The 26,548-nt window shown below is 65.2% G+C and carries 24 protein-coding genes; 12 read left to right on the top strand and 12 right to left on the bottom strand.

The genetic code is table 11. From position 1 onward, the window contains the following. The 4 genes from rpoB to NZ951_04875 all read right to left on the bottom strand — a co-directional run. Positions 1–3,746 (bottom strand): DNA-directed RNA polymerase subunit beta (rpoB, locus tag NZ951_04890; protein ID MCS7207259.1); only part of this gene is annotated, 3,746 nt, incomplete at its 3' end. Between the two features lie 276 nt (positions 3,747–4,022). Continuing rightward, positions 4,023–5,282 carry a CoA transferase gene (locus tag NZ951_04885; GenBank protein MCS7207258.1) on the bottom strand — a complete coding sequence of 420 codons (1,260 nt, stop codon included), beginning with the start codon at positions 5,280–5,282 and terminating at the stop codon, positions 4,023–4,025. Between the two features lie 42 nt (positions 5,283–5,324). After that, entirely contained in the window at positions 5,325–6,539 is a 1,215-nt protein-coding gene (locus NZ951_04880; GenBank protein ID MCS7207257.1) for a CoA transferase, read from the bottom strand. Between the two features lie 5 nt (positions 6,540–6,544). Beyond that, complete coding sequence (locus NZ951_04875; protein MCS7207256.1) at positions 6,545–7,918, bottom strand: MmgE/PrpD family protein; 1,374 nt, start codon at positions 7,916–7,918, stop codon at positions 6,545–6,547. A gap of 153 nt (positions 7,919–8,071) precedes the next feature. Here NZ951_04875 and NZ951_04870 point away from each other — a divergent pair, with 153 nt between their 5' ends. Genes NZ951_04870 through NZ951_04855 form a run of 4 tightly spaced genes read left to right on the top strand, consistent with a single transcriptional unit; the run spans position 8,072 to position 11,617 of the window. Continuing rightward, positions 8,072–8,776 (top strand): PIG-L family deacetylase, encoded by a 705-nt coding sequence (locus tag NZ951_04870; protein MCS7207255.1) that lies wholly within the window; start codon positions 8,072–8,074, stop codon positions 8,774–8,776. Between the two features lie 36 nt (positions 8,777–8,812). Further along, the gene (gene modB / locus NZ951_04865) at positions 8,813–9,469 is read left to right on the top strand and encodes a molybdate ABC transporter permease subunit (protein ID MCS7207254.1); all 657 of its coding nucleotides are present in this window, start codon (positions 8,813–8,815) and stop codon (positions 9,467–9,469) included. A gap of 10 nt (positions 9,470–9,479) precedes the next feature. Then, entirely contained in the window at positions 9,480–10,601 is a 1,122-nt protein-coding gene (locus tag NZ951_04860; protein MCS7207253.1) for an ABC transporter ATP-binding protein, read from the top strand. 14 nt (positions 10,602–10,615) lie between these two features. Then, positions 10,616–11,617 (top strand): LLM class flavin-dependent oxidoreductase, encoded by a 1,002-nt coding sequence (locus NZ951_04855; GenBank protein MCS7207252.1) that lies wholly within the window; start codon positions 10,616–10,618, stop codon positions 11,615–11,617. On the opposite strand, the gene NZ951_04850 is transcribed toward NZ951_04855, so the two are convergent. From NZ951_04850 to metG, 5 genes are all read right to left on the bottom strand, one after another. After that, positions 11,614–12,504 (bottom strand): radical SAM protein, encoded by an 891-nt coding sequence (locus NZ951_04850; GenBank protein MCS7207251.1) that lies wholly within the window; start codon positions 12,502–12,504, stop codon positions 11,614–11,616. The two genes, NZ951_04855 and NZ951_04850, sit on opposite strands and share 4 nt — an antisense overlap. After that, entirely contained in the window at positions 12,501–12,800 is a 300-nt protein-coding gene (locus tag NZ951_04845; GenBank protein MCS7207250.1) for a hypothetical protein, read from the bottom strand. Before NZ951_04845 ends, NZ951_04850 begins: the two co-directional genes overlap by 4 nt. Before the next feature lie 310 nt (positions 12,801–13,110). Further along, positions 13,111–13,368, bottom strand: coding sequence for a hypothetical protein (locus NZ951_04840; protein ID MCS7207249.1), 258 nt, complete (start codon positions 13,366–13,368; stop codon positions 13,111–13,113). A gap of 10 nt (positions 13,369–13,378) precedes the next feature. After that, entirely contained in the window at positions 13,379–14,344 is a 966-nt protein-coding gene (locus NZ951_04835; protein MCS7207248.1) for a polyprenyl synthetase family protein, read from the bottom strand. Between the two features lie 7 nt (positions 14,345–14,351). Beyond that, on the bottom strand, positions 14,352–16,070 hold the full coding sequence (gene metG, locus NZ951_04830) for a methionine--tRNA ligase (protein ID MCS7207247.1): 1,719 nt from the start codon (positions 16,068–16,070) through the stop codon (positions 14,352–14,354). A gap of 112 nt (positions 16,071–16,182) precedes the next feature. Between metG and ccmA the strand changes: the two genes are divergently transcribed. Genes ccmA through NZ951_04800 form a run of 6 tightly spaced genes read left to right on the top strand, consistent with a single transcriptional unit; the run spans position 16,183 to position 20,713 of the window. After that, on the top strand, positions 16,183–16,896 hold the full coding sequence (ccmA, locus tag NZ951_04825) for a heme ABC exporter ATP-binding protein CcmA (GenBank protein MCS7207246.1): 714 nt from the start codon (positions 16,183–16,185) through the stop codon (positions 16,894–16,896). Between the two features lies 1 nt (position 16,897). Next, positions 16,898–17,569, top strand: a complete 672-nt coding sequence (locus tag NZ951_04820; GenBank protein MCS7207245.1) for a heme exporter protein CcmB — start codon at positions 16,898–16,900, stop codon at positions 17,567–17,569. A gap of 19 nt (positions 17,570–17,588) precedes the next feature. Then, a complete protein-coding gene (locus NZ951_04815; protein ID MCS7207244.1) occupies positions 17,589–18,305 on the top strand; it encodes a cytochrome c biogenesis protein in 717 nt (238 codons plus the stop codon). Then, the gene (locus tag NZ951_04810; protein MCS7207243.1) at positions 18,289–18,534 is read left to right on the top strand and encodes a CcmD family protein; all 246 of its coding nucleotides are present in this window, start codon (positions 18,289–18,291) and stop codon (positions 18,532–18,534) included. The genes NZ951_04815 and NZ951_04810 overlap by 17 nt, the downstream gene beginning before the upstream one ends. Before the next feature lie 27 nt (positions 18,535–18,561). After that, positions 18,562–19,944, top strand: coding sequence for an L-seryl-tRNA(Sec) selenium transferase (gene selA, locus NZ951_04805; protein MCS7207242.1), 1,383 nt, complete (start codon positions 18,562–18,564; stop codon positions 19,942–19,944). A gap of 7 nt (positions 19,945–19,951) precedes the next feature. Then, positions 19,952–20,713, top strand: a complete 762-nt coding sequence (locus tag NZ951_04800; protein MCS7207241.1) for an alpha/beta hydrolase — start codon at positions 19,952–19,954, stop codon at positions 20,711–20,713. Here the strand turns inward: NZ951_04800 and NZ951_04795 are convergent. Next, positions 20,710–22,413 carry a cation:proton antiporter gene (locus NZ951_04795; GenBank protein MCS7207240.1) on the bottom strand — a complete coding sequence of 568 codons (1,704 nt, stop codon included), beginning with the start codon at positions 22,411–22,413 and terminating at the stop codon, positions 20,710–20,712. The two genes, NZ951_04800 and NZ951_04795, sit on opposite strands and share 4 nt — an antisense overlap. Before the next feature lie 86 nt (positions 22,414–22,499). Here NZ951_04795 and NZ951_04790 point away from each other — a divergent pair, with 86 nt between their 5' ends. Beyond that, a complete protein-coding gene (locus NZ951_04790; protein ID MCS7207239.1) occupies positions 22,500–22,682 on the top strand; it encodes a hydrogenase maturation nickel metallochaperone HypA in 183 nt (60 codons plus the stop codon). Between the two features lie 48 nt (positions 22,683–22,730). Further along, positions 22,731–24,074: a replication-associated recombination protein A gene (locus NZ951_04785; GenBank protein MCS7207238.1), complete on the top strand. Its 1,344-nt coding sequence runs from the start codon at positions 22,731–22,733 to the stop codon at positions 24,072–24,074. Between the two features lie 15 nt (positions 24,075–24,089). Here the strand turns inward: NZ951_04785 and NZ951_04780 are convergent, their stop codons facing one another. After that, complete coding sequence (locus NZ951_04780; protein ID MCS7207237.1) at positions 24,090–25,301, bottom strand: MFS transporter; 1,212 nt, start codon at positions 25,299–25,301, stop codon at positions 24,090–24,092. An 85-nt stretch (positions 25,302–25,386) separates the two neighbouring features. Further along, on the bottom strand, positions 25,387–26,436 hold the full coding sequence (gene ltaE, locus NZ951_04775) for a low-specificity L-threonine aldolase (GenBank protein MCS7207236.1): 1,050 nt from the start codon (positions 26,434–26,436) through the stop codon (positions 25,387–25,389). Positions 26,437–26,548 lie beyond the last annotated feature (112 nt).

Here is a 26,548-nt window from a genome sequence, read left to right as displayed (position 1 = left end):
TTACCACCCAAGGGTTGCTGCGTGATGAGTGAGTATGGGCCGGTGGCTCGAGCATGAATCTTGTCGTCCACCAGGTGATGCAGTTTCATCATGTACAGGTAGCCTACCGTTACTTCCTGATCGAAAGGCTCCCCCGTGCGTCCGTCGTAAAGGCGCACTTTTCCGTGGGCAGGCAGCCCCGCTTGCTGCAGGCACTGACGGATCTCCTCCTCGCGCGCCCCGTCAAACACAGGACTGATGGCACGGAAGCCCAGCCGGGCCGCCGCCCAGCCCAGGTGGGTTTCGAGAATCTGTCCGACATTCATTCGCGAGGGCACTCCCAACGGATTGAGAATGATGTCCACAGGCGTACCGTCTTCCAGGAACGGCATGTCCTGCACTGGCAGGATTTTGGCGATTACGCCCTTGTTGCCGTGGCGACCGGCCATCTTGTCGCCTACGGAGATTCGCCGCTTGGTGGCAATCCACACCTTGACCATCTGCTGTACGCCCTGAGGCAGTTCTTCGCCGCGCTTGAGATAGTTGATTTTCGCTTCGCGTTCTTCGAGCAGTTGGCGGATACGCTCCATGGCTTGATGATAGGCTTCCTCCACCTGCCTCTTGCGCTCGGGACTGCGAAGCGGCTCCAGCAGAGATTCGAGAAACGATTGCTGAGGGTCTTCCGTTGCCAGGCGAACCGCCACTTCCAATTGCGTCTTTTCGTCCCTCTCACGTCCCAGGATTCTGTCGCCTGGACCGCGAATGTCCTTCTTTTCCAGGATGCGTTGCAGGTTTTCCACAAACTGGCGGTATTGCTGACAGATGGCTTTATGAGCCTGCTGTTCAATCTCCTTCTCCTGGGCATCGAGAGCCTTGCGTTCCTCTTCGCTCAGGCTGGCCCGTCGGCTGTATCGCTCGGCGTGGATGACGATCCCTTCGATACCCGGCGGAACTTCCAGGCTGACGTTGCGAACGTCTTCACCAGCGCGACCGAAAATCGCATGAAGCAACTTCTCTTCCGGGGTCAGCTCAGCGCGCGACTTGGGCGCAATCTTGCCGACGAGAATGTCCCCGGGACGCACATAGGTACCTACGCGGACTACGCCATGCTCATCCAGGTTGGCTAACTTCCGAGGCGATTCATTCGGAATGTCGCGGGTAAACTCTTCCTTGCCGAGCTTGGTTTCGCGAATCTCCGTTTCGTGCTCGGTAATGTGGATGGAGGTATAGATGTCTTCATGCACAAGCCGCTCGCTGATGATGATCGCGTCCTCGAAGTTGTAACCTTCCCAGGACATGAAAGCGACCAGGACATTTCGGCCCAAGGCTAATTCACCCTGACAACAGGCGGGGCCATCGGCCAGAACCTGCCCTGCCTGGACTCGCTGTCCTAAGGTCACGATGGGCTTTTGATTTAAGCAGGTTTTTTCATTCAGGCCGCGGAATTTTCTGAGGACGTACTCTTTAGCTCCAGGTTGATTGCGGGCCAACTGCAGCAAAGTCCCCGGTCCGCGGGTGCTCTGAATGAGTTCCCCACTGAGGGCATGATCGGCCGTTACAATGCGTTCCCCGTCCACATACACGACATAGCCGTCTTTTTCGGCCCGCACCACCATGCCGGAATATTTCGGCACCTCAGTTTCCAGACCCGTGGCGACCAGTGGAGGTTCGGTTTCCAACAGGGGCACGGCTTGGCGTTGCATGTTGGCGCCCATGAGGGCGCGGTTGGCGTCGTCGTGCTCCAGGAACGGGATGAGGGCCGCCGAGACGGAGAACACCTGCATGGGCGACACATCCATGTAGTCCACGCGGTCGATGGACTCCATAGTAACCTCGGCCCGCTTGCGGACCTCCACCCGTTCGGGCAGGAGTTGCCCTTTGCTGTCCACCGGCACATTGGGCTGGGCGATAATGGCCTCCCGCTCCTTATCGGCGGTGAGGTAGACGATGTCCTCGGGGCGGGTGGTCACGAAGGGGCGCACGGCGATGGTCTGGGCGGGCAGAGCAGCCAGCCGCTTGAACAGGGCAGGGGTAATCTTCTGGCCAGGGGAAGCCAGCACCCGCCCCTGCCCATCCCGCACCTCTTGGCGTAGGATGCGCCCCACAAGGTCAGGGTCTGTGTTGGGCAGCTCCCGGTGCACCTTGCGGTAAGGCGTCTCCAGGAAGCCGTAGGGGTTGATACGGGCGTAGGTGGCCAAAGAGACTAACAGGCCCACGTTGGGCCCTTCGGGAGTTTCAATCGGGCAGATGCGTCCATAGTGGGAGTGGTGCACATCCCGCACCTCAAAGCCCGCCCGCTCCCGGGAGAGCCCCCCGGGCCCCAGGGCAGACAGACGACGCTTGTGGGTGAGCTCGGCCAAGGGGTTGGTCTGATCCATGAACTGGGCCAGTTGGGAACCGCCGAAGAACTCCCGGATGACGGCTTGGACGGGGCGGTAGTTGACAAAGGCCTGGGGGCTAGCCCCCTCCTTCTCCTCTTGGGAACTCATGCGCTCCTTGACGGCTCTCTCCAGGCGCAGGAACCCCAAACGCAGCGCGTTCTGCACCGCCTCCCCCACCGTGCGCACCCGGCGATTGGCCAGGTCGTCAATGTCGTCCTCCGGATAGGCGCCGTTGTTCACCTGAATCAGACATCGCACCGCTGCCACAATGTCGTCCCGGGTGAGAGTGCGATGCTTCCCTTCGGGCAGCAGAGGCTTGGGCAGAATGCGATTAAGTTTATAGCGCCCCGCCATACCCAGGTCGTAACGCCGCGGATTGAAAAAGAGGGCCTCCAGCACAGCGTTGGCGTTGGCCAAACTCAGGGGCTCCCCAGGCCGCACCCGGCTGTAGAACACCAAACGGGCGGCCGCTAGGCGGCGTGCCTGCTCCTCTTGGTAGGGGCGCACGGGTTGGCCGTTGGCGTCCTTCTCCGGCCAGGTCTTCTCCCACATAGCCCGGAGGTCGCGCCGAAACTCCTCCCTCTTGCGCTCGTATTCGGCCCTCTTGCGCTCGTATTCCCTCTGTTTCTCGGGGGAGCGGGAGTCCGGGCGCGGAGGCTCCTGGGGTTCCACATCCCGCAGCACCGAGTCCGTGGACAGGGGGTCTTTCTCTAAAGTAGAGGCGATGTAGCGGTGGTCCGGGGCGGTGTCCACATCGGCGAACAGGGCCATAATCTCCTCATCGTCCACGAACCCGATTGCCCGCAGGAGGGTAGTAACCGGCACCTTCCGCTTGCGGTCAATACGGGCGATAAGCAGGTCTTTGGAGGTGGTCTCAAACTCCAGCCACGCCCCCCGGGTGGGGATGATCTTCCCCACACCCAGGCGGCGGCCCGTGGTGGGGTCTGGCTCCAGGTTGAAGTAGGCCCCGGGGGAGCGGACCAGTTGGGTCACCACCACCCGCTCGGCCCCGTTGATAATGAAGGTGCCCCGGGGGGTCATAATGGGGATTTCACCGAACTTAAGGGTCTGCTCCAGTTCCACATCCGTTTGGCGGTGCACCAGGCGGGCCCGAATGGTCAGGGGGGCCTGGTAGGTGTGCCCCTCCTCCCGGCATTGGGCCTCCGTGTAGGTCGGTTCCCCGATGGCGTAGTCGTCAAAATAGAGGGCGTAACGGGTGCCCGTGAAGTCCTCTATAGGGCTGAACTCCTCCAGCACCTCACGGATGCCCTCCCGCAGGAACCATTGGTACGACTCCCGCTGGATAGCCAGCAGATCCGGCACCTCCAGGGGCGGTTGCAGGCGGGCAAATGAGCGAACAGGAAGACCCCGACGGGCAAGAGCCATGCTCACACTCCTCGTCCGGCGCGCAACTCACCTAGGCAGGGCGGACTCTGACGGTGATGGTGAGGCCACGATAAGGGGTTACAGCAAGAGGCATGGTAGCAGAAAATAAGAATATAACCCTTCTGCAAGGATTGTCAAGTGTATCCTGTATCGTTTTGAGCCGATTATTTTCCGTATAACGGCTGACAACGCGTTTTCACCCGCGTCAAACAGAAGTTTTGTCGCTAGAATTAGCCTCTCTACACCCAATAGTGGTCATCAAATTCCTTGTGGTAACTATTGCAACACCCCTTTCTCTCGCAAGGCGTCCACCTCCTCCACCGTGAGCCCCAGCACCTCCCGCAGCACCAGCAGGGTGTCCTGCCCCAGGAGGGGGGCAGGACGCACAGGACGGCCCGGGGTAGCTGAAAGAAGCATCTCGGGGGCATCCACCCGATGCTTGCCTATCTCGGGATGTTCCAGCTCGGGATAGGCACCCCGGTGGGCCATTTGGGGGTCGTGGAGCAGGCCCCGCGCCGAGTGGCACACCCCTGCCGGCACCCCAGCCTCCTGCAAGCGCTGGACCAGCACCTGGCTGGGATATTGCCGTGTCCACTGGGCCAGATGGGCCTCCAGCATATCCTCCCGGGCCTTGCGCCCGAGCACAGTGTCCAACCACGGGTCGTCTGCCCACGCAGGGCACCCCATCACCTGGCGCAAGGCACGCCAGTGGGCATCCGTTTCCACGGCGATGGCTACCCACTCCCCGTCGGCGCAGGGAAAGCATCCGTGGGGCACACACCCCGTATCCCGGTTGCCTTGGCGCTGGGCCTGCCGTCCGCTCTCTAGGGCGTCCAGTATCAGGGGTGCCAACAGGTGCAGGGAAGCCAGGAACTGGGAGAGGGGGATATACACCCCCCGCCCCGTACGCTCCCGATAATCCAAAGCGGCAATAAGCGCGGTGGCCGCCTGCCGGGGGACGATGAAATCGGTATAGGTGGCCGAGGGGCCGGGAGGCACCGGGGTGCTGTCGGGCCAGCCCGCCAGGTTGGTGATGCCCACCAGGGCCGTGATGAGGGGGCCGAAACCGGGCAGGCTCTCCAACGGATTACCCCGCCCGAAGGTGGACATGGAGAGCATAACCAGATCCGGCCGCTCCCTGGAGAGCACATCGTACCCCAGCCCCCAGCGCTCCAACACGCCCGCGGTAAAGTTGTCCACCACCGCATCGGCCCATTCCAGGATGAGCCGGCGCGCCAAGCCCACCCCCTCGGCCGTGCGCATGTTCAGGGTCAGGCTCCGCTTACCAGCGTTCACCAGGGCGAAAGCCCCGGAGCGGTTGGGGCCGGGCGTGTTGCCGGCAAAGGGGGCGGAGTTGCGCCAAGGGTCGGGATAGACGCTGGTCTCTATGCGCAGGACAGTGGCTCCGAAGTCGGCGAAATAGCGGGTCGTGGCTGGCCCCGCCGCCACCCAGGTGAAGTCCACGATGCGCACCCCTGCCAGGGGCAGGTGGGGATTGGGGTTGCGCATCGGATCAGGGCGGATGCGATGACGCATGGACGCTGTGCTCCTTCGGGGTATGAGGGGCGATGGCGCCCTTCAGCCTAACGCTCCAACCCGCCGTAAAACAATCGCTTCGGCCGGGGTATACCCCAGCATATCCACCAGCACCTCCCGCTGATGCTCCCCCAGGGCGGGGGCGCGGCGGGGATTGCCCCCCTCCAGAGGCACAAACGGCCCCACCGTTGCCCGCACCGCCCCGTCGGGTGCCACCTCCTTGCGGAAGAAGTCGGGAGCGATGCGCAGGGCCACCTGGGCCGCCTCACCAGGGGTGGAGACGGGGGCCATCAGGAGACGCCGGCGCTGGGCCTGCTCCCAAATCTCGGCTTTGGTTTTGGGCGCCAGGAAGCGCCCCAGCACCTCCGCCACAACCGGTATCATGGCGGCCCGACTGAAGCCAAAGTCCACCTCCCCCATGTCCTTCAGGGGGCCAGGGTCGAAGCCCTCCTCCTCCATCCAGGCCAGCAGGCCCTGCATATGTTTGGCGCCCACACCACCCCCCACCATAAGCACGCACACCCACCCATCCCGACATGGCCACAGGGATGGACGCAAGGGGCCACCGCCGGGGCGCCCCCAGTGGCCGTGGCGTTCCAGCACCTCTCCCAGCAAGTCCACGAAAGGGATCAGGCGGTCCATGGTGCGGGCGACGGCGTGCTGGGCCGAGAGGTCTACCTGCTGGCCCTGCCCGGTACGTGTGCGGTGGAAGAGGGCCAGCATCGTCCCCAGGGCCCCGCTGATGCCCGCCAGCACCCACGCCTGGGGAAAGGAGATGCGCACCGGGGGGCGGTCGGCGTCCCCCGTTACATAGGCCAACCCCCCCATCGCCTGGATAGTCAAATCGGTGGCCTTCCAGTGGGCATACGGGCCCGTTTGACCGAACGGGGTGATGGAGGTGTGCACCAGAGTGGGATTGGCTCGGCGCAGGGTCTCGTGATCCAAACCCCAGCGGGCCAGCGTTCCAGGAGGAAAGGTCTCCAGCAGGGCATCACTCACGGCCAGAAGGCGCAGGAACACCTCCCGCCCGTCGGGATGGGTCAGGTCTAGGGTGATGCTCTTCTTGCCCCCCGCATAGGCCTCCCAGAACAGGCTACAAGTTATGTCATCTTTCCAAAAGGGGGGCAGACGGCGGGCGGGATTGCCCCCCGGCGGCTCCACGGCGATGACCTGGGCACCCATATCGGCCAACATCCGCCCCGCCAGCATCCCCCACTGGTCTGTCAAGTCCAGAATGCGATAGCCGGTGAGGAGCATAGGCGTTAAGCAGGACGCAACAGACAGATAAGGGAGGCCATATCCGCCTCCATCTCCACAGTGGACACCCTGTCCAGAAGGCGGTCCGCATGCTCCCGAGGGAGCACCGTGCACGCCAGGTCCAGGAACTTCCCCACCAGGTGGGGCCAGGGAAGGGGGTTTTCCGGCTCGCCCCGCGGGTAGCGTATGCTGGTCTCCCACCGCTGGCCGGCGTATCCCTCCAGGGTTACCCGCGCCCCCATCCCCTCCACAGTGGCGTCGGCCTCGGCACAGACGCGCTCCATCAGGGCCTGCACCTGGGGGTCGTGCAGGCGCTGGTAACTGCCCCAGGTCAAGCCCTTCTGCAGCAGGGCGACCGCGGCGGCGAAGTAGACGCTAAACTGACCCTCCACACTGGTGTGGGGGCGACGCTTTTGCTCGGGCGGGACTGCCACCAGGGCATGCCCTACCGGGGGCAGGACTACGCGGATGCGCCTCACCTCGGCGGGGTCAATCTCGTAACGCCGAGCCAAGTCCACAATGGCGTCAATGACAGCGTGATTGTAGCGGCACGAGGGATAGGGTTTCACGGCGGTGTGTAAAACCTGCCAGTCCCCGTCCCCCAGGCTGGCGCGGGTCATGTCCACCGTCCCGTCGCCGTAGGCGCGGAGGTAGCCATAGGTGCCTTCCAGGGGCTGGCGTGCCCCCCGAACCCCGCTCTGGGCCAGGGTGAGGGCATACAGGGCGTTGTGGGCGGCCAGCCCCACATGCACCCGCTTGTTCCACCCCCCAGTGGCGATGAACTGCAGGGAGCCGCTGGCCATACTCCCTGCCAAGCCTAGGGCGTCCAAGGTCGCCTCTGGGGACAGGCCCAACAGGTGCGCCCCCGCCGCCACGGCACCGAAAACCCCCGTGGTGGCTGTGGGATGGAAGCCCCGCCGATGCACCGCCTCCCCGTGGGCTATCCCGATGCGGCAGGTAACCTCATACCCCGCCAGGGCCGCTTCCAGGAACACCTTCCCCGAGGTGTGGTGCACCTCGGCCAAAGCGAGCAGGGTGGCAAAGATGGGCGCCCCGGGATGGATGATGGATTCCCGATGGGTGTCGTCAAAGTCCAAGCTATGGGCGAAGGTGGCATTGAGGAAGGCCGCCACAGGAGGCGGATACCGGCGGTTCTCCCCCACCACGGTGCAGGTTCCCCGCGCCCCTTTGGCCAAGGCCTGCCCAGCCCGCCGAACGGCAGGCGTGGAGTCGGCCAATCCCCTACCCCCTAGAGCCACACCCAAAAAATCCAGAAAGAGGTGCTTGACGCGCTCCTGGGCCTGGGGAGGCACCTTCTCCCAGCGCACCGCAAGGGCACGGTCTACCAACCGCTCCGTCAGGGATGGGGCAACGGCCATAGTGCCTCTCCTTCCCGCCGGCCAATGCACATGGGGAAGCCATCCCTGGTAGTATAGCATGACAGAAAGCGCCCTTTGGGGGCAGGCGGGGTGATGGCGATTATTCCGGAGTTAGAGCCGCGCCCGAGAGCTCCCCACGGGAGGGAGATGCCTATGCTCAACGCCTTGCCCACGCCCGAACGGGTTCTGGTGGTATTCGCCCACCCGGATGACGCCGAGTTCGGGTGCGCCGGCACGGTGGCTCGGTGGGCACGGGAGGGGGCCCACATCGTCTATGTGCTGGCCACCAGCGGCGACAGTGGCACCAGTGACCGCTCCCTCACCCCCGAGCGCCTGGCCGCCATCCGCGAGGCAGAGCAGATAGAAGCGGCACGGATGCTGGGAGTAAGGGAGGTGGTGTTCCTCCGCTACCCCGACGGGGGCCTGGAGGATACGAAGGAGTTTCGGGGCAAGGTGGTACGGGAAATCCGCCGCGTCAAGCCCGATGTGGTGCTTACCTCCGAGCCGTTCCCCCGCCTCCGCTTCTCCCACCGGGATCACCGCATTGCCGGCCTCGTGGCCATGGACGCCTGCTACCCCTACTGTCGCGACCACCTCTACTACCCCGAGCACCTGCTGGAGGGCCTGGATACCCATAAGGTAGGGGCCGTGCTGTTCTGGGGGCCGGACCAGCCCGATGTGTTTAGCGACATCACTGACACCTTAGAGACCAAACTGCGAGCCCTCGCCTGCCACAAGAGCCAGTTCAGCGACTTCAACGCCGTGGCAGAACGGGTGAAGGAGTGGGCGCGCCTGAACGGGCAACGCGTGGAGGTGCCCTATGCCGAGGCCTTCCGCAAAATTGAGTTCGCCCGCTAGGGGGACTGTTGTGAGACCACCCCTGGGGGAGGCGCCGTGAGTGATGCCCTCCTCCTCTCCCTGCGAGTGACGGCCCTCGCCTCCCTGATCATCTTCGTGGTGGGATTGGGACTAGCCCTGGTGTTGGCGCGCCTGCGGTTTCCTGGGCGCACACTAGTAGAACTTGTGGTAACCCTCCCTCTGGTGCTGCCCCCGACAGTAGTGGGCTACTACCTCCTCATCGCTTTAGGGAGGGGGAGCCCCCTCAAGGAGTGGCTGGGGGTAGACATCGTCTTCACTTGGTGGGCGGCGGCGGTAGCCTCGGCGGTCATGGGCCTCCCCCTCATGGTGCAGGCGTCCCGTGCCGCCATCGCCAGTGTGGACCCCGCCCTGGAGCAGGTCGCCCGCACCCTGGGCTCCCGGGAGTGGGAGGTGCTGTGGCGTATCACCCTGCCCTTGGCACGGCGGGGCATCTTGGCAGGCATCCTTTTAGGCTCGGCACGGGCCTTGGGAGACTTCGGGGCGACCCTAATGGTGGCCGGGAGCATCCCAGGGCGCACCCAAACCCTCCCCTTAGCCGTCTACGACGCCGTCCAGAACAGCGACTACGCTCTGGCCAATCAGATGGTGCTCCTCCTCACGGGGATATCCTTGCTGGGGCTGTGGGTGGTGCGGAGGATGGAGGCCCAGCGCCCCACCCCCGGCCGCCGGTAGGGTGCACGGCATGGACGCTCGGTTGCTGGTGGACATAGAAAAGCGCCTGGGGGACTTTGTCTTACAGGTCACCCTGCAGGTGGGGCAGGAGGTGCTGGTGCTGTTCGGCCCCTCAGGCGCCGGCAAGACCCAGACCCTCCACACCATTGCGGGGCTCACGCGCCCCGATGCGGGGGAGATTGTCCTGAATGGGCGCACCCTCTTCCGCCGCGGGCGGCCTGGCCCCGCTATCTGGGTGCCCCCACGCCTGCGGCGCATCGGCTATGTGTTCCAAGACTATGCCCTGTTCCCCCACATGACGGCGCTGGAGAATGTGGCTTATCCTCTGCGGGGGGGTGAGGGGCGCTTGCAGGCTCTGGCCCTCCTGAAGCACATGCATCTGGAGCACCTTGCGGACCGCTACCCCTGGGAGTTGTCCGGGGGACAGCAACAGCGGGTGGCCCTGGCGCGAGCGCTGGCAGTGCAGCCCCAGGTATTGCTCTTGGACGAGCCTTTCTCGGCCCTTGACCTCCCCGTGCGGGAGCGCCTGCGTGGGGAACTCGTCGCTTTGCAAAAAACCCTGGGGTTGGTGGTGGTGTTGGTGACCCACGACCTAGAGGACGCTTTCGCTGTGGGGCATCGCCTGGCCGTTATGCACCAGGGGCGGGTGGTGCAGGTCGGCCCGGTGCAGGAGGTCTTTCACACCCCTGTGGACGCCGCGGTGGCGCGCCTCTTGGGTATCGGCAACCTGTTTACGGCGCAGGTGGTCGCCTCCACGCCGGAGGGATTGTCCCTGGACTGGGATGGTTTGCTGTTAGAGGCCTTGCCCCAACCCCTTCCCCCGGGACAGACTGTAACGGGGTACATTCGTCCCCACCAGGTGAAGGTTCTCTACCCCGACCGTCCCCTAACGGAGGCGGTGCGCCACAACATGGTTACGGGGCGCATCGTAGAGCATCGCCCCGGCCCCCAAGTGCACACCCTGCGCGTGGCATTGGAGAATGGGGCAGTGGTGGAGGCCCGCTTCCCCCCGTACAGTTACCTCCCCCTGGACCTGACCCCGGGGCGGACGGTGTTGCTTTCCATCCGGCGGGAGGCCATCGTGGTCCTGCAACGCACCCGGGAGCACCAGAGCCTCTCATATCCTACTTGATGAAGGAGCTTGCTATGGAGCGGATAGGCATCACCCCGCGACAGGAGGACAGCGACCTGGTCACCTCTTTGGACCTGATTCGGGAGGCGGAGGCGTTGGGCTACCATTCGGTGTGGCTGGGGGAGTCCTGGGGACGGGAGGTGTTCACCTCCCTCGCCTATTTCGCTTTGGGGACCCAACGCATTCAGTTGGGGGCGGGAATCGTGAATGTGTACAGCCGTACGCCCGCCCTCATCGGCATGGCCGCCGCCACTTTGGACGAAGTGTCGGGGGGGCGGTTTATCTTGGGGCTGGGTGTCAGCGGGCAGATTGTCATTGAGCAGTGGCACGGTGTCCCCTTCCACCATCCTCTGGAGCGCACACGGGAATATGTCGAAATTCTCCGCTTGATCTGGAGCGGGCAACGGGTGAACTATCAAGGGCGCGTGTTCCGCCTGCAGAACTTCCGCCTGGCCTTTACCCCTCGGCGTGCCCACCTGCCCATCTTCATCGCCGCTATGGGGCCCCAGAACCTCCGCCTGACCGGCGAACTGGCGGATGGGTGCATCCCCTTCCTGCCGTCCCGCTCCCGCTTTCGGGAGGTCTACCTGAAGCCCCTGGAGGAGGGGGCCGCCGCCCGGGGGCGCTCCCTCTCTCACATTGAGATCGCCCCTTACATCATCACCGCAGTCTCCGCCGATGGGGCCAGCGCACGCGCCCTGGCTCGCGCCCATGTGGCCTACTACATTGGAGGGATGGGGGTCTACTACAACACCCTGGTGCGGCGCTACGGGTATGTGGAGGAGGCAGAGGCCATCCGCCAGGCGTGGCAGCACAGGGACCGAGAGCGCGCTGCCCGCCTGGTGAGCGACACCATGTTGGACGACCTGGCCCTTGCGGGCACGCCCGCCCAGTGCCGGGAGGGGCTAGAGGCCTACCGGGGGGCGGGTGTGACCCTCCCCATCCTGGCTTTTGCCCACGGCTCCAGCCGGGAGATGGTGCGTGAGGCGTTGCGCACCTTCGCCCCCAAAGGCTAAAGGGCAAAGGCCAACTGGCGGGGTGCCGATGCCCCGGGCTGTGGGCGCTCTGCCAGTCCGTAGCGCTGTTTGAGGCCCTCCACCCGGGCCAACACGGCCGACTGAAACCGCCAGGGGACATAGGCCCCTGTGTAGAGGCGCTGGTAGATAGGGCGCAGGTGGGGGAACTCCCCCCCTAGCCACTGGAGGAAATGCTCCCGCACGCCACTCTGGAGACGCAGAAGGGACGCCCCCACGAAAGACGCCCCGTGCTCCTTGGCCGCCCGCACCACCTGGGCCAACTGGAAGGGGCCATCGGTAAGACCCGGGACGATGGGGGCGATGAGCACACCCGCCCGCACCCCCGCTTGGGCCAGGCGCTCCACCGCCCACAGGCGCTTCTGCGGAGGGGGGGTGCCCGGCTCCATCCGCCGCCAGATGGCGGTGTCCAGGGTGGGCACGCTGATGCACACGCTACACCCCGCCCGACGGGACAGGTCGGCCAGCACATCGGTGTCCCGCACTACCATGGTGCCCTTGGTCACCAGGCTCATAGGGTTAGCCACCTGGCAGAGCACCTCCAGGCAGGAGCGGGTGAGACGATACTTCCCCTCTATGGGCTGGTAGGGGTCGGTGGCGGTGCCGATGACCACCTCCTCCTTGCGCCAGGTGGGGCTCCACACCTCCCAGCGGAGCACCTGGGGGATGTTGACCTTGACGAAGACGATGCCCGAGAAGTCCTCCCCTGCCGAGAGGTCCAGGAAGGCGTGGTACCGGCGGGCAAAGCAGTAGTGGCAAGAGTGGACGCACCCGCGGTAGGGGTTGAGCGACCAGCGGAAGCCCATGCCTTCCACCCGGTTGAGGGCGGTGCGGCAACGGATTTCCTGGTAGCGGGCGCGGGCGTTCACGGTGTGCCCCCCTCCGTGTCAGGGAAGGGGGAAACCTCAACGGGGCGGGGGATGCCCAAAAGGTGGTGAGGCACCAGCCAGGAGCCAGCAGGACCGAAGTGCACCCACGCCCCTCGGGGGGTCAGGCGTTGGACACGCCCCCACACCCCTCGGCTAGGGCCACCCGGCACACGGCCGATGTAGACCACCTCTTGCCCTTGCCGAAGGGTGCTGGGGCGGGCCACCTCTACGGGGGGGAGGGGCATGACGCCCGGTAGGCCCAGTTGTCTGCCTGTGCGTCGAGGCGTGTCCTGCATGGGTACCCCCCCTGTAGGCCCTCCGGGGGTGTCTCCCCTCAAGCACCCCCAGAGGGAGAACATCAGTTCTATTTCCTATCTGGCCAAAGGATAGAACAGGTGTTCCACTTTTGTCAAGAGGGGGTGGACGGTACGGTGAAGCCGTCGGGGAGGCTATGGTGTCTGGGGTCCCTTACGGGGGTATCCCCCACCTACTACTGCCTGTGGCAGGGACAAGCCCCGACGCATGGGAGCCGAGGCGAGGGGAGGGCAATAGAAGCCGCGGGAGCCCGCCGGGGTCCCGCGCCACCTCCAGGCAACAGGGGCGGGGCTAGGAGGGCTCCCGTCCCAGCCGTTGCAGCTCCTCGGCCACCTCGCGCAGCTCCGCCTCCACCTCTTGGAGTTCCTCCTGCAGGCTTTGGCGGTAGTCCTGGAGGTCGCGCTGATACTCCTCCAGCCAGCGGCGGTAGTCCTCCCGTCGGTAGGGACGGAAGGGGGGACCGAACCATCGCCGTGCACCAAAGTAGAGGCCGAACCCGAAAGGCCCCAGGGGGAACCCAAAGGCAAACCGTCGGAACCGGTAGCGCATCTGTCCTCTCCTACTTACGCCTCCCCACCACATAGTCGGCCAAGGCCAGCAGACACTCCTTGCTGTCGCTGGGGGGCAGGGGAGCGAGGGCCTCCTCCGCCTGGCGCAAGAACCCCCGCGCCACTTGCATCGCCTCCTGGAGCACCCCACTGGTGCGGAGCATCTCCAGGGCGCGGGTCAGGTTGGCCTCGGTGTCCTCCCCCCGCAACAGGGAGAGGATGGGATTGCCCTGGGGGAACCGCTCCAGCAACAGAAGCGCGGGAAGGGTCAATACCCCCTCCCGCAGGTCGTTGCCCACCGGCTTGCCCACCTCCTCCCCCACCCCGTCCACATCCAGGATGTCGTCCACGATCTGGAAGGCCATGCCCAGGGCATACCCATACCTGCGCATAGCCTCCACCCACGCCTCGGGCGCACCACACAGAATCGCCCCCGACTCGGCTGCCGTGCGGAACAGGGAGGCAGTCTTCCGATAGATGCGCCGATAATACTGATCCCGAGTCTGGGTAGGAATGCCTCGGGACAGGTGCTCCTCCAACTCCCCGCTGGCCAAGTCCATGATCGTTTCGGCGAAGCGCTGCACCACCCCCAGGTGCCCTGTTTGACAGACCAGCACCGCCGAGGCGGCGAACAGGTAATCCCCCACCAGCACCGCCACCTGGGGGCCGAACAGTTTGGAGAGGGTCGCCCGCCCCCGGCGGAGGGCGGCGTTGTCCACCGTGTCGTCGTGCACCAGGGTGGCGATGTGTAGCAGCTCCACGGCCGTCGCCATGAGGATGATCTTGTCCGGGTTCTGGGAGGTGAGCCGCCCCGCCAGGAGGGTAATGGTGGGGCGCACTCGCTTGCCCGGCACCTCTAAAGGATGGGCGAACAGGGGGGTCAGGCGGGGATCGTCCACCTCCTGGGCCAGCCGGCGCAGCCGCTCCTGCACCTCTTCCAGGTCTTTCACTACGGGCTCATAGAAACGGAGGGTCATGCGCCTCCTATCCTGCGGGTCCGCGGCGCTGGGCTAGGAGGCGTTGCACCTCCTCCTCGGCGACGCGATCGTCCAGTTTGGCAAACAAGGGTTCAGGTGTGCCCAAGGGGTGGCCGGGCACCGGCTCCTGCACCCGCCAGCCGGCGTCCTCCACCCGCCCGCTCCACCCCAGCATGTGGTGCAAGCGCTGGGACGAGAAGGGCAGGAAGGGGGCCATGCAGGTCTTAAGTGCCGACACCACCAGCAAGGCCGTCCACAGCACGGCGGACGCCCTCTGGGGGTCCTCCCGCACCAGACGCCAGGGGGCGGTCTGGTCTAAGTAGCGGTTGGCCTCCTGGGCCAGGGCCATAGCGTGCCCTAGCGCCTCCCGAAAGCGGCACAGCCCCAACGCCTCCCCCACCTTACCCAGGGTCGCCCGGGCCAAGTCCTGCAAGGCTGTATCCTCGTGGGTGCAGGAGGTGGGTTGGGGCACCCGCCCTGCACAATGGCGCACCGTCAGGCTCACCACACGGTGCACCAGGTTGCCGTAGGTAGCCACAAGTTCGTCGTTGGTGCGCCGCACGAACTCCCGCCAGGTGAAGTCGGCGTCCGCGGTTTCGGGCATAATGGCCGTCAAACAGTAGCGCAGGGCATCGGGGGCATAGCGCTCCAGCGCGTCGGGCACCCACACAGCCCAGTTCTGGGAGGTGGAGAACTTCTGGCGCTCCAGGTTCAGGAACTCGTTGGCCGGCACATCGTAGGGGAGGTTGTAGGCGCCCCCTTTCTCGGGTGTCCAATCGCCATAGGCCATCAACATGGCCGGCCAGATGACGGTGTGGAAGGGGATGTTGTCCTTGCCGATGAAGTAGTAGTGGCGACAGGCGGGGTTCTGCCAGAACTCCCGCCACACCTCTGCCTCCCCCCGCCGCAGTGCCCACTCCTTGGCTGCCGACAGGTAGCCGATCACCGCCTCAAACCACACATAGATGCGCTTGGTGCGGAAGTCGGGGTCGTCCACAGGTACAGGCACCCCCCATTCCAGGTCGCGGGTGATGGCGCGGTCCTGGAGCCCCCCCTCCAGGAAGCGCAGAGTGAAGTTATAGACATTGGGACGCCACACGCTCTCTTTGGTGCGCACCCAATCCAACAGGCGCCCCTGGAAGTCCGACAGGCGCAGGAAGTAGTGGCGTGTCTCCCGTATCTGGGGCGTCTGCCCGCACAGGCGACAGCGCATCCCGATGAGGTCTTGGGGATTAAGAGGTTTGCCACACCGCTCGCACTGGTCGCCCCGCGCCCGCTCATAGCGGCAGAAGGGGCAGGTGCCCTCCACATAACGGTCGGGCAGAAAGCGTCGGTCGGTAGGACAGTAGGGCTGATGTTGGGTGCTTGGGTAGATTACCCCCTTGTGCAGCAAGGTGCGGAACAGGTCGTGCACCACCTGCCGGTGGTTGTCGGTGCCTGTGGTGGTGTAGAGGTCAAAGGAGATGCCCAACCGCTCCCAATCCCGTAGAAACTGGGCGTGATACTTGTCCACCACCTGCTGGGGGGTGAGACCCTCCTGCTCGGCGCGCAGGGTGATGGGCGTCCCGTGCTGATCGGAGCCAGAGACCATCAGCACCCGGTTGCCCCGCAGGCGCTGGTAGCGGGCAAAGATATCAGCAGGAAGGTAACATCCCGCAATGTGCCCCAGGTGCAGGGGTCCGTTGGCATAGGGCCACGCCACCCCAATGAAAATCGTTTCAACCATCCATCCGTCCCTGGCAGGTTTCATGTCTATCCTAGCATATGGCCCGCCCGCCATTGCCCCTCTCACCACGAGGGGAGTAGGATTCCTTACAAGAAAGGAGCACCGCGCTTCTATGCTCGCTGTGGAGGTCCGCGGCCTGACGCGCACCTATGGCCCCTACCTGGCTTTGCACCAGGTGAACCTGGCTGTGGAGTGGGGGCAGACGTTGGTCGTGCTGGGCCCCAACGGCTCGGGCAAGACGACATTAGTGAAGGTGCTGGCCGGCCTGGCCCGCCCAACGGAGGGCTGGGCACAGGTGGCAGGCTTTCCCCTGCACACCCACCCCCTGGAGGTGCAAAGGCGCGTGGGAGTCCTGACCCACAACCCCTTCCTGTATGCGGATCTGACGGTGTGGGAGAACCTGCTGTTCTATGCACGCATGTTTGGTCTGCAGCGGCCTTCGGCGCGTATTGAGACCCTGGCCGACCGCCTCGGGCTGACGGAGCGCCTGCACCAACGGGTGCGCACCCTCTCCCACGGTCTGCAAAAGCGGGCGGGGTTAGCCCGTGCCCTGCTCCACCAGCCCCCTGTGCTCCTGCTGGACGAGCCCGAGGCGGGGTTGGACGCCCCATCGGTAGCCACTCTGGAGCAGGTGATACGGGAGCACTGTGAGCATGGGGGGGCAGTGGTCTTAACCACCCATCAGGTGGCGTGGGGTCTGGCGTTGGGGCACCAGGCAGTGGCCTTGCATCGGGGGCGGGTGGCCCTAGCCGAACCCCACTCCCGCGCCAACGCCGCTACATTCCAGGACGCCTACCGTCGCCTTATGGGAGTGCAAGGGGGCTAGCGTGGAGGCGCTCGGCCGCGCGCTGTGGGGCCTGGTGTGGAAAGACCTCCTGATCGAGGTGCGCAGTCGGGAACTGGTGCTCCCCCTGCTGGTTTTCGTCATTGCCCTGGTGGTAATGTTCACCTTCTCCTTTGAGCCCCGCCCGGCGCTGGTGCCTCTTGTGGCCCCCGGTGTGCTGTGGGCGGCCATCACATTCCTGGGCACCTTGGGCTTTGTGCGCTTATTCTCGGTGGAGCGGGAGCAGGGGGGACTGGAGGGCCTCCTCACCTGCCCCGTTCCCCGTTCCCTGCTGTACACCGGCAAAGTCCTGGCCAGTGTGCTCTTCTTGGTGGGGGTAGAGGCGCTGGTGCTCCCCGTGTTCTCCGCCCTGTTCAACCTGCCCTTTGTGCTCCCGCTTCTGTGGGCGGCCACCTTCCTTTGCACCATAGGGTTTAGTGCTGTGGGAGTGGTGTTTTCGGCCATGGTGGCCCACACGCGGGCGCGGGAGGTGTTGCTCCCGGTCCTTTTCTTCCCCATTGTTCTGCCGGTCATCATTGCAGGGATAGCCATTACCAGTGCTATCATAACAGGGGAGGGCGAGGGCGTCGGACGATGGCTGGGGTTGGTGGTGGCCTTTGACATCGTCTATCTGATCGTAGGCGGGGCACTGTTTGACTTCGTGCTGGGGGAGTAGCCCCCCAGAGGAGGAACCTATGGCCGGTGCAGCCACTCCTGCGTTGCGCCCGGGTGTGGGGTGGGGCACGAGGGCCCTGATAGGGGTGTCGGGGGTGGCCTTTATCGGGAGCCTTGCTTTGGTATTTTTGTGGGCCCCCACCGACGCCACGATGGGGGTCGTCCAGCGCATCTTCTACATCCATGTGCCCTTGGCGTGGACGGCCTTCTTGGCGTTCGGGGTTGTCTGTGTGGCCAGCATCGCCTACCTGTGGCGGGGCAATCCCCGTTGGGATCACCTGGCCTATGCCAGCGCCGAAATCGGCGTGGTGCTGGGGGCTTTGATGCTGGCGTCGGGCTCCCTATGGGCCAAACCCGTATGGGGCGTGTGGTGGACATGGTCGCCCCGTCTGACCACTTCCCTCATCCTGTGGCTCATCTACGTGGGCTACCTGCTCCTGCGGGCGTATGCCCCTACGGGCACGCAAGGGGCACGCTTCGCTGCCGTGCTGGGCATCTTGGGCTTCCTGAACGTCCCTCTCATCTACTTCTCCGTGGAGTTGTGGCGGGATGTGCACCCCGAGCTGGTGGTTGGCCCCGCCGCGGAGGAGGGCGCCGTGGAACGCCCGATGTTCCTGACCCTCATGGCCTCCATGCTCGCCTTCACCCTGTTGTATATCTCCACATTGGTCTACCGTTACCGCCTGCGCCTCCTGGAGGAGGCGGTCGAGAAGGTGCGCCATGCCGTTGCGTCCTAGAATGCCCATGAGCATTGTCGGGGGGCTTGTCCCTATTGGGTGGCTCAAGGTTTTTTCCCCACCACAGCAAGCCCCTGGGCAATCGGCCTTGCCCTATCTTTTCGTGGCTTTCGCCCTGGTGTGGATAGTCTTTTTCGGATACCTCCTCTATCTTGCCCGTCGGCAGGCCGACCTGAGCCGTGATGTGGAGCAGATACGCCGCTCCACCACCCCCAAAGACAAAGAGTGAAGGGCGTCCCCAAATCCCCAGTGCGCCGTGAGTGAGGCCCTGCGCTCCCTCCCCAGCGTGGATCGCCTCATGGGCCACCCCTTTGTGCAGGCCCTGGTGGCGCAGTACCAGCGGGAGGCGGTTGTGGGGCTGGTGCGTCTTGTGGTGGAGGAGGCCCGCAAAGGCATCGGCCAGGGTCAGCCCCCACCCCCGCTAGACACTCTGGCGGAGCGGGTAGCTTCCCTAGCAGAGCAGCGCTGGCGTGTCGGCCCCCGCCCTGTGATCAACGCCACGGGCGTCATCCTGCACACCAATCTCGGGCGGGCCCCCCTCTCCCCCGAGGCGATTCAGGCCATGCACGATGTCGCCCGGGGGTACAGCGATCTGGAGATGGATATCGAGGAAGGGGAGCGGGGCAGTCGCCAGGAGCATGTGCGCCACCTCTTATGCACTTTGACGGGTGCCGAGGATGCCCTGGTGGTGAACAACAACGCCAGCGCCGTGCTCCTGGGGCTGGCGGCTGTGGCACCGGGGAAGGAGGTCATCGTCTCCCGTAGTGAGGCGGTGGAGATCGGCGGGGGCTTCCGCATCCCCGCGGTGCTCCGCCAGTCCGGGGCCACGCTCGTTGAAGTGGGCACCACCAATCGCACCTACCTGTCCGACTATGAGAGCGCCCTGACGCCCGCCACGGCTGCCCTTTTGCGGGTGCATCGCTCCAACTTTCGCCTGCTGGGGTTTGTGCACGAACCCTCCCTGGAGGAGTTGGTGGCCCTGGGGCAGGCCCGGGGCATCCCCGTGTTACACGACCTGGGGAGCGGATGCCTGCTCCCTACCGAGGCCTTCGGCCTGGCCCACGAACCAATGCCCCAAGAGAGTATTCGCGCCGGGGCAGACCTGGTGTTCTTCTCGGGGGATAAACTGCTGGGGGGCCCTCAGGCAGGCTTAGTGGTGGGGAAAAAGCAGTGGGTGCGCCTCCTGGCACGCCACCCCCTGGCGCGGGCGGTGCGCATAGACAAGGTCAGCCTGGCCGGCCTATCGGCAACACTGCTGCACTACCTCAAAGGGGAGGCAGTGCAGCGCATCCCCATCTGGCAGATGGTGGCGCGCCCCTTGCAGAGCCTGGAAGAGCAGGCGCATGCCTGGCAAAAGGCCTTCGGCGCCGCTGCCCAGGTGTGCCGGGGGGAATCCACTTTGGGGGGCGGAAGCCTCCCTGGGGAGACCCTGCCCACATGGCTGGTGGCTCTATCGGCCGAGGCCATCCCAGGGGGGGCACAGGAACTGGCCCGACGCTTGCGCCACCAGCGCCCCCCCGTCATCGCCCGCATCCAGAACGAGCGGGTCGTGCTCGACCCCCGCACCGTGCTCCCCGATGAGGAGGAGGCTCTGGTGCGGGCGGTGCGCACCGTTTTAGGCCTCTATGAGCGGAGGTGAAGGGTTTATGGCCGACTTCCTGCTGGTGCACGAGGCTGGACACGGCCAGTGGGAGTGGGAAAAGGTGTGGGGTTACTTGGAGGACGCCCGCCGCCGACGGGAGGCGGTGCGCCATCCCCTTTTTACGGCGTGGCGCGTGGCCCTCCCCGACTTGCCCGGCCACGGGAGCCGTGTATGTGCCGACCCCTCCCAGAGCCTCACCGCCCAGGGGTATGCCCAAGCGTTAGCCGACGCCGCCGTTCGTGAAGGACTGCGTAAGCCCATCGTGGTCGCCCACGGTTTGACTGCCGGCCTTACCCTTTTAGCGGTGCCCCTCCTCAAAGAACCCCCCAGCCGTCTGGTGCTGGTAGCGGGGGTGGTGCCCCCGGCGGGCCAGGCCCCCCTGCAGGCCCTCCCCCCTGCCGTGCGTCTGGCCTTGCGGGGCCAACGCCTTCTGCCCGCTCCCAAGGGCTACCTGCGCCTCCATCGGGAGTTTGTGCGGCGCGTGTTAGCATCCGATATGGACTATCCAACGATGGGGGCGTTTCTCCTGAAGCGTCTGACGCCTTTCCCCCTTGCCCCCTTTGCCCACCCCCTCCCCGCCGAGGCGTTGAAGGTTCCCTGCCCCGTCTCCTACATCCTTCTGACGCGCGACCGCTTTTATCCCCCACCCCTGCAACGGGCCAGTGCCCAGCGGCTCCAGGCGGAGGTGGTGGAGATGGATGCCGGCCATGCGGCGCCGCTCACACAGGCAGAGGCCCTGGCAAACATCCTCCTGCGCTGGGCCTAGCCATAGAAGTGGACGCGCCGCACCAAAACGAACCGCTCCACCTCCCGAGGGGGCACCCCCACCGCCCGCAACACACTGCGCACGAACCCCAGGCTGGCCTCAAAACTGGGGTGTATCACTTCGCTGGCCCCCGCCTCGCGGAGGGTCTCCACCACCTCCTCGGCGGTGCCGCTGGCGCGGGCGATAATTTCCACCCCCTGGCGCATCCCCCGCACCGCCCGCACCACCCGCTCCACACTCCGCGGCTCGGGGAAGGTAATGGCCACGGCTGCGGCGTGGGCGAGGCCCGCCTGCTCCAGCACAGCCGGATCGGCCGCATCCCCCACAATGCAGGGCACCCCCTGCTTCTGCAGAGGACGCAACCGCTCCCTATCAAGATCAATCACTACATAGGGAAACCCCCTGCGCTCCAAGGCTTGAGCGGTCTCCTCGCCCACTTGCCCATAGCCACATATGATGGTGTGCCCCACAAGCCCCTTGGCGAAGGCATTCGTCTGCCCCAAGGCCCGCCGCGGCTCCCGGAATATGCCCCCTACCCACGGCAGACGCCGCAGGCTTCGGGTCAACCCATCCCCAGCCCACACCAGCGCGGGGTTGACCATAATGGACAGCACCGCCCCCGCCAGCACAAGGGAGTAGACGTCGCTGGTCAGGAACCCCACGGCCAGCCCCGTTTGGGCCAACAGGAAGGCCTCCTCCCCGATCTGCGCCAGCAGCAAAGCCATCAGCACCACCGTGCGCCCCCGGAAGCCAAAAACCACCCCTACCGCTAGGATGATAAGGGTCTTCACCACCACCACCAGCCCCACCACCAACCCCACACCCCCCAAATGGCTCCGCACAAAGGGGATGTCCAACAACATCCCCACCGACAGGAAGAAGAAGGTAACAAAGATATCGGAGACGGGCGAGACCTCCTTGAGCACGCGTCGGCTCACCTCGGTCTCGGACAATAAGAGGCCGGCCACAAAAGCCCCCAGGGCCATGGAAACCCCCAGCATGTTGGTGACATAGGCCATACCCAGGGCCAAAGCCACGGCCGCCAGGAGGAGCAACTCCCGCCCCCAGCGGGCCACCCGGCGAAACAAAGCAGGCACCACCTGCGCTCCCAAGCCATACACCACCAGCACGAAAGCCACCGCCTTCCCCATCGCCAGCACCACGGGGAGCCCTCCCCCTCCCTGCCCTGCCCCCACCGCCGACACCACCACCAACGCCAAGGGAATGGGCAGGTCTTGCACAATGCTGAAGGGCAGGGCCAAACGCCCGTGGAGGGTGTCCATTTCCCCCCTCTGGGAGAGGAGTTTGATGACCATCGTGGTGCTGGAGAGGGACAAAATGAGCCCCAAGTACACCGCCTGGGCCCAGGGCATCCCCATGAGCCCCGCCACCACAATTAGGGGAACAGTCAACGCCAACTGCAGAAGGGGCCCCAACAAGGCGAAATGGCTCATCCGTCGCAGGTGGGACAGGGACAGTTCCGACCCCGCTTGGAACATAAGGAAGGCCACACCCAACTGGGCCAGGAGGGCAATGTGGAAGGGGTCTTTTATGAGGCCAGTGCCATAGGGGCCGACAGCCACGCCCGCCAGGATGTAGCCCAACACGGGGGGCTGGCCCAGACGCTGCGCAATCCCCCCAAAAAGGAACGCCGCCGCCACCGCCACCACAATTTCTACGATCGAGGGGAGGCTCGTCATCGCACCTCCCACACCAGGGCAGCCCCAAGCCCGCCGAACAGGATTGGCATGTATGTTACACTAAAGATGCACGCCCTTCCAGCAGCATGGTGGAGCGGTTGCGCTGTCTTTCCTGCGGCCACATCTTCCCCCGTTTCCCCACGGATCGGGGCGAGCGTGCTTGCCCCGCCTGCGGGAGCACTCGCCTGGAGGCCAACCCCTGGCTGTTGGGCACCCCAGACCTCACTCTGACCGCCGACGACCATTGGGCCGTCGCCTTACAAGTGTGAGGGGAGGGGTGTGGCGCACGGTTGTAGACCGTGCAGGAGGGGAGAGCGGTGGCAGACCTTTTCGCCTCGGCCCACCAACGTATCCAAGAGCGGGAAGCCCCCTTGGCAGCGCGCATGCGCCCCCGCACATGGGATGAGTTCGTCGGCCAAGAGCACCTCCTCGGCCCGGGGCGTCTTCTCCGCCGCCTGATAGAACAGGATGCTGTCCCCTCCATGCTCCTCTGGGGGCCGCCCGGCTCGGGCAAAACCACCCTGGCCCACCTCATCGCCCGCCTGACCAAGTCCCACTTCGAGGCCCTCTCGGCGGTGTCGGCAGGGGTGGCGGACCTGCGCCGCATTGTGGAGCAGGCCCAAGAGCGGCGCAAACTCTACAGCCAGCGCACTATCCTATTCATCGACGAAATACACCGCTTCAACAAGGCCCAGCAGGACGCCATCCTCCCCTACGTGGAGAACGGCACCATTACCCTCATCGGGGCAACCACCGAGAACCCCTCCTTTGAGGTCATCGCCCCCCTCCTTTCCCGCTGTCGTGTGTTCACCCTCCAGCCCCTCACCGACCACCAGGTGCGCCTTATCGTCCAACGGGCTTTGGACGACACCGAAAGGGGTTTAGGGGCGCTGCAGGTGTCCATAGACGATGAGGCATGGGACCTCCTGTTGACCACAGCCAGTGGCGATGCCCGCGTGGCGCTGAACGCCGTCGAACTGGCCGCCACCACCGCCTCTGCGGGCCCCGATGGCCGGCGGCGCATCACCCTCGCCCTTATGGAAGAGGCCCTGCAACGGCGCGCCCTCCAGTATGACCGGGCGGGCGATCAGCACTATGACACTATCTCCGCCTTCATCAAGGCGGTGCGGGGCTCGGACCCCGACGGAGCCATCTACTGGTTGGCGCGCATGCTGGAGGCTGGGGAGGACCCCCTGTTCATCGCCCGCAGGCTCATCATCCTAGCGGCCGAGGACATCGGCCTGGCCGACCCCCACGCCCTCTGCATCGCCGTGGCCTGCCAGCAAGCGGTGCACTTCGTGGGCCTCCCCGAAGGGGCCATTCCCCTGGCCGAGACCACCATCTACCTCGCCACGGCCCCCAAGTCCAACTCCGCCTACAAAGCCCTCCAGAAGGCGCGGAAGGATGTTTTGCGCACGCGCCAGGACCCTGTGCCCCTGCATCTGCGCAACCCTGTTACCCCTATGATGAAAGGGTTGGGCTATGGCCAGGGGTACCGCTATGCCCACGAGTACCCGGGGCACTTCGTGGTGCAGGACTACCTCCCCCCATCAGTGCAGGGGCGGAGATACTATGAACCTACGGAGCAGGGGGCCGAGCGGGAAGCAGCGGAGCGCTTGCGCCGCTGGTGGGGGGACCATAAGGGCAAGGCGCAAGGCTAGCGGTGGGGGGCACTTTCACCTCTCCCACTTGGGCACCTGGGGCACCAGGCGCAGGGCATTAGCCACCACCACCAGACCGCCCACTGCCACCGCCCACGACGCTCCCACGACCGAGGCGATGGCCCCAGTCAGCACACCCCCGACGGGGCTTAACCCCCAGGTGGATACCAACAGGCCCGCCGTTCGCCCCCGCAGAGTGCTCGGGGCGTGGGTGAGCAACAGGGTCTGCAACGCCGCATCGTACACCACGCTCCACGCCCCCGCCAGCGCCAACATCACCACCGCAACGCCAAACCAGGGCGTGAGGGCAAAACCAGTCAGGAAGCCCCCGAAGCCCACCGTGCCTAGGGTTACCAAAACCCCCTTCCGCGGGTAGTTGCCCAAGACCGCCAGCACCCCGTTTCCGGCCACCGAGCCGACCCCAAAGGAAGCGGTTAGCACCCCCAACGCCTCCGGCCCCATCTGGAACACCTCCCGAGTCAGCACAGGGAGCATGTAGATATACGAATAGCCCAAAGCTTCGTTGAGCATGCTCAAGGACAGCAATGCGCGCACATTGCCGTCTCCCCACACTGTTCTGAGGCTTTGGCCCAAGACCCGCCATCCCAGGCTTCCCGCCTGTTGCCGCGCGACGGCCCGCACCCCCACCAGAAGGCTTACACCCACGGTGTAACTGCCCGCAATGGCCAGAAACACGCTGGCCGGTCCCCCCTGGGCCAGCAGGACACCACCCCCCGCAGGCACCACCACACGCAAGAGGCTTGCCCCCAGGTTCACCAAGGCCACGGCGTTCAACATCCCCGACGACCCCACCAGGTCGTAGATAAGGGCGGTGCGCGCCGAGGCGCTTATTGCGGATGCCATCCCCAAAAGCACCGCCGCCAGTGCCACATGGACGACCTGTAAGGCGTCCCGCCACGACAGCACGGCTAACCCCAGCGCCAAAAGGGCCATCCCCCCTTGCACTGTTAGCATCAGGGTGCGTCGTCCCCAGCGGTCGGCCAGCATGCCCCCTATTAGCCCCCCTCCTAGCATTCCCACACCCCGTAGGCCAGCCACCGCCCCCACCCACACGGCCGACCCAGTGAGGTCCAATACCAGCCAGCCGAGCACCATCACCTCCAACACCCAGGACGCCACGGCACAGAGCATATTGCCCCACACCCATCGGTAGCCTGGGATGCGGAAGGTCTGCAGGGGCGCACGAACCGTCGCCACAACTGTCATAGGTAAGCACCAACCCTCACCAGCCCGACGAAGCCCTGACGCCTCGGCCCGTGGAATACTCCAATCCCCCACACGCCGTGCGGGTCTACGCCCGCACGCGCACAAAACTTTCGGCCACCTCCTCCACCAGGCGCACCGCGCGGGCAATGTCCTCTGCTGTGATGCCGTAATGGGTTACCATACGCACCTGATCCCCGCCCATATAGGACGCCAACACCCCTTTCTGGGCCAAGCGCGACAGGAACTCTTGGACCGGCCCCCCCGTCCAACGGAAGATGACGATATTGGTCTGCACCCGCTCGGGGTCCAGGCGAATGCCCGGGATACCCGCCAACCCCTTGCCCAAGCTTCGGGCGTTCTCGTGGTCCTCTGCTAGGCGGTCCACCATCTTCTCCAGAGCGACGATACCCGCCGCCGCCAGAATCCCCACCTGGCGCATGCCTCCCCCCACTGCCTTGCGCCAACGGCGGGCCTCCTTGATAAACTCCTTGCTTCCACACAAAAGGGAGCCCACGGGACACGCCAACCCCTTGGACAGACAGAAACAGACCGAGTCCACATCCCGCGCCAGAGCGGCAGGGGGCACCTTCAGATACACCGCAGCGTTGAACAGGCGCGCCCCGTCCAGGTGCACGGGGATATCCCGGCGATGGGCCACATCGGCCACGGCTTGCGTATCCTCGGGGGAGAGCACCGCCCCGCCACAGCGGTTATGCGTGTTCTCCAGGCACACCAACCCCGTGCGGGGGAAATGGATGTTTTCGGCGCGGATAGCCCGCTCCACATCGCCGGGGTTCAGACGCCCCCGCTCGTCGTTGGGGACAGGATGGTAGGCCACACCCCCCAAAGCCGAGGCTCCGCCCACCTCGTTCAGAAACATGTGGGACTGGTCGCCCACAATGATCTCATCCCCTCGGCGGCACCAGGTCAGCACCGCCAGCAGGTTGCTCATGGTCCCGCTGGCTGTAAAAAGGGCCGCTTCCTTGCCCAGGCGCTCGGCGGCCATAGCCTCCAAGCGGTTAACGGTGGGGTCTTCCCCCCACACATCGTCCCCCACCTCCGCTGCGGCCATAGCCTGGCGCATCTCGGGCGTGGGCAAAGTTACCGTATCACTGCGCAGGTCAATAGGTTGCACCGCACGCACCTCCTTCACTCCTGTATGCTACTACAGACGGCGCACCGCCCCTACCTTCCTTGACGCCCTTCGGCGAAAGGTGTTAGCATCCCCCTTGGGGGCTGGAAAAGCC

It is taken from the genome of Dehalococcoidia bacterium, from assembly GCA_025060295.1.
In the GTDB taxonomy this organism is placed as follows: Bacteria; Chloroflexota; Dehalococcoidia; order Lucifugimonadales; family HRBIN23; genus HRBIN23.
The sequence above is the reverse complement of the archived record's forward strand: the minus strand, read 5'-3'. Positions and strand labels throughout refer to the sequence as shown.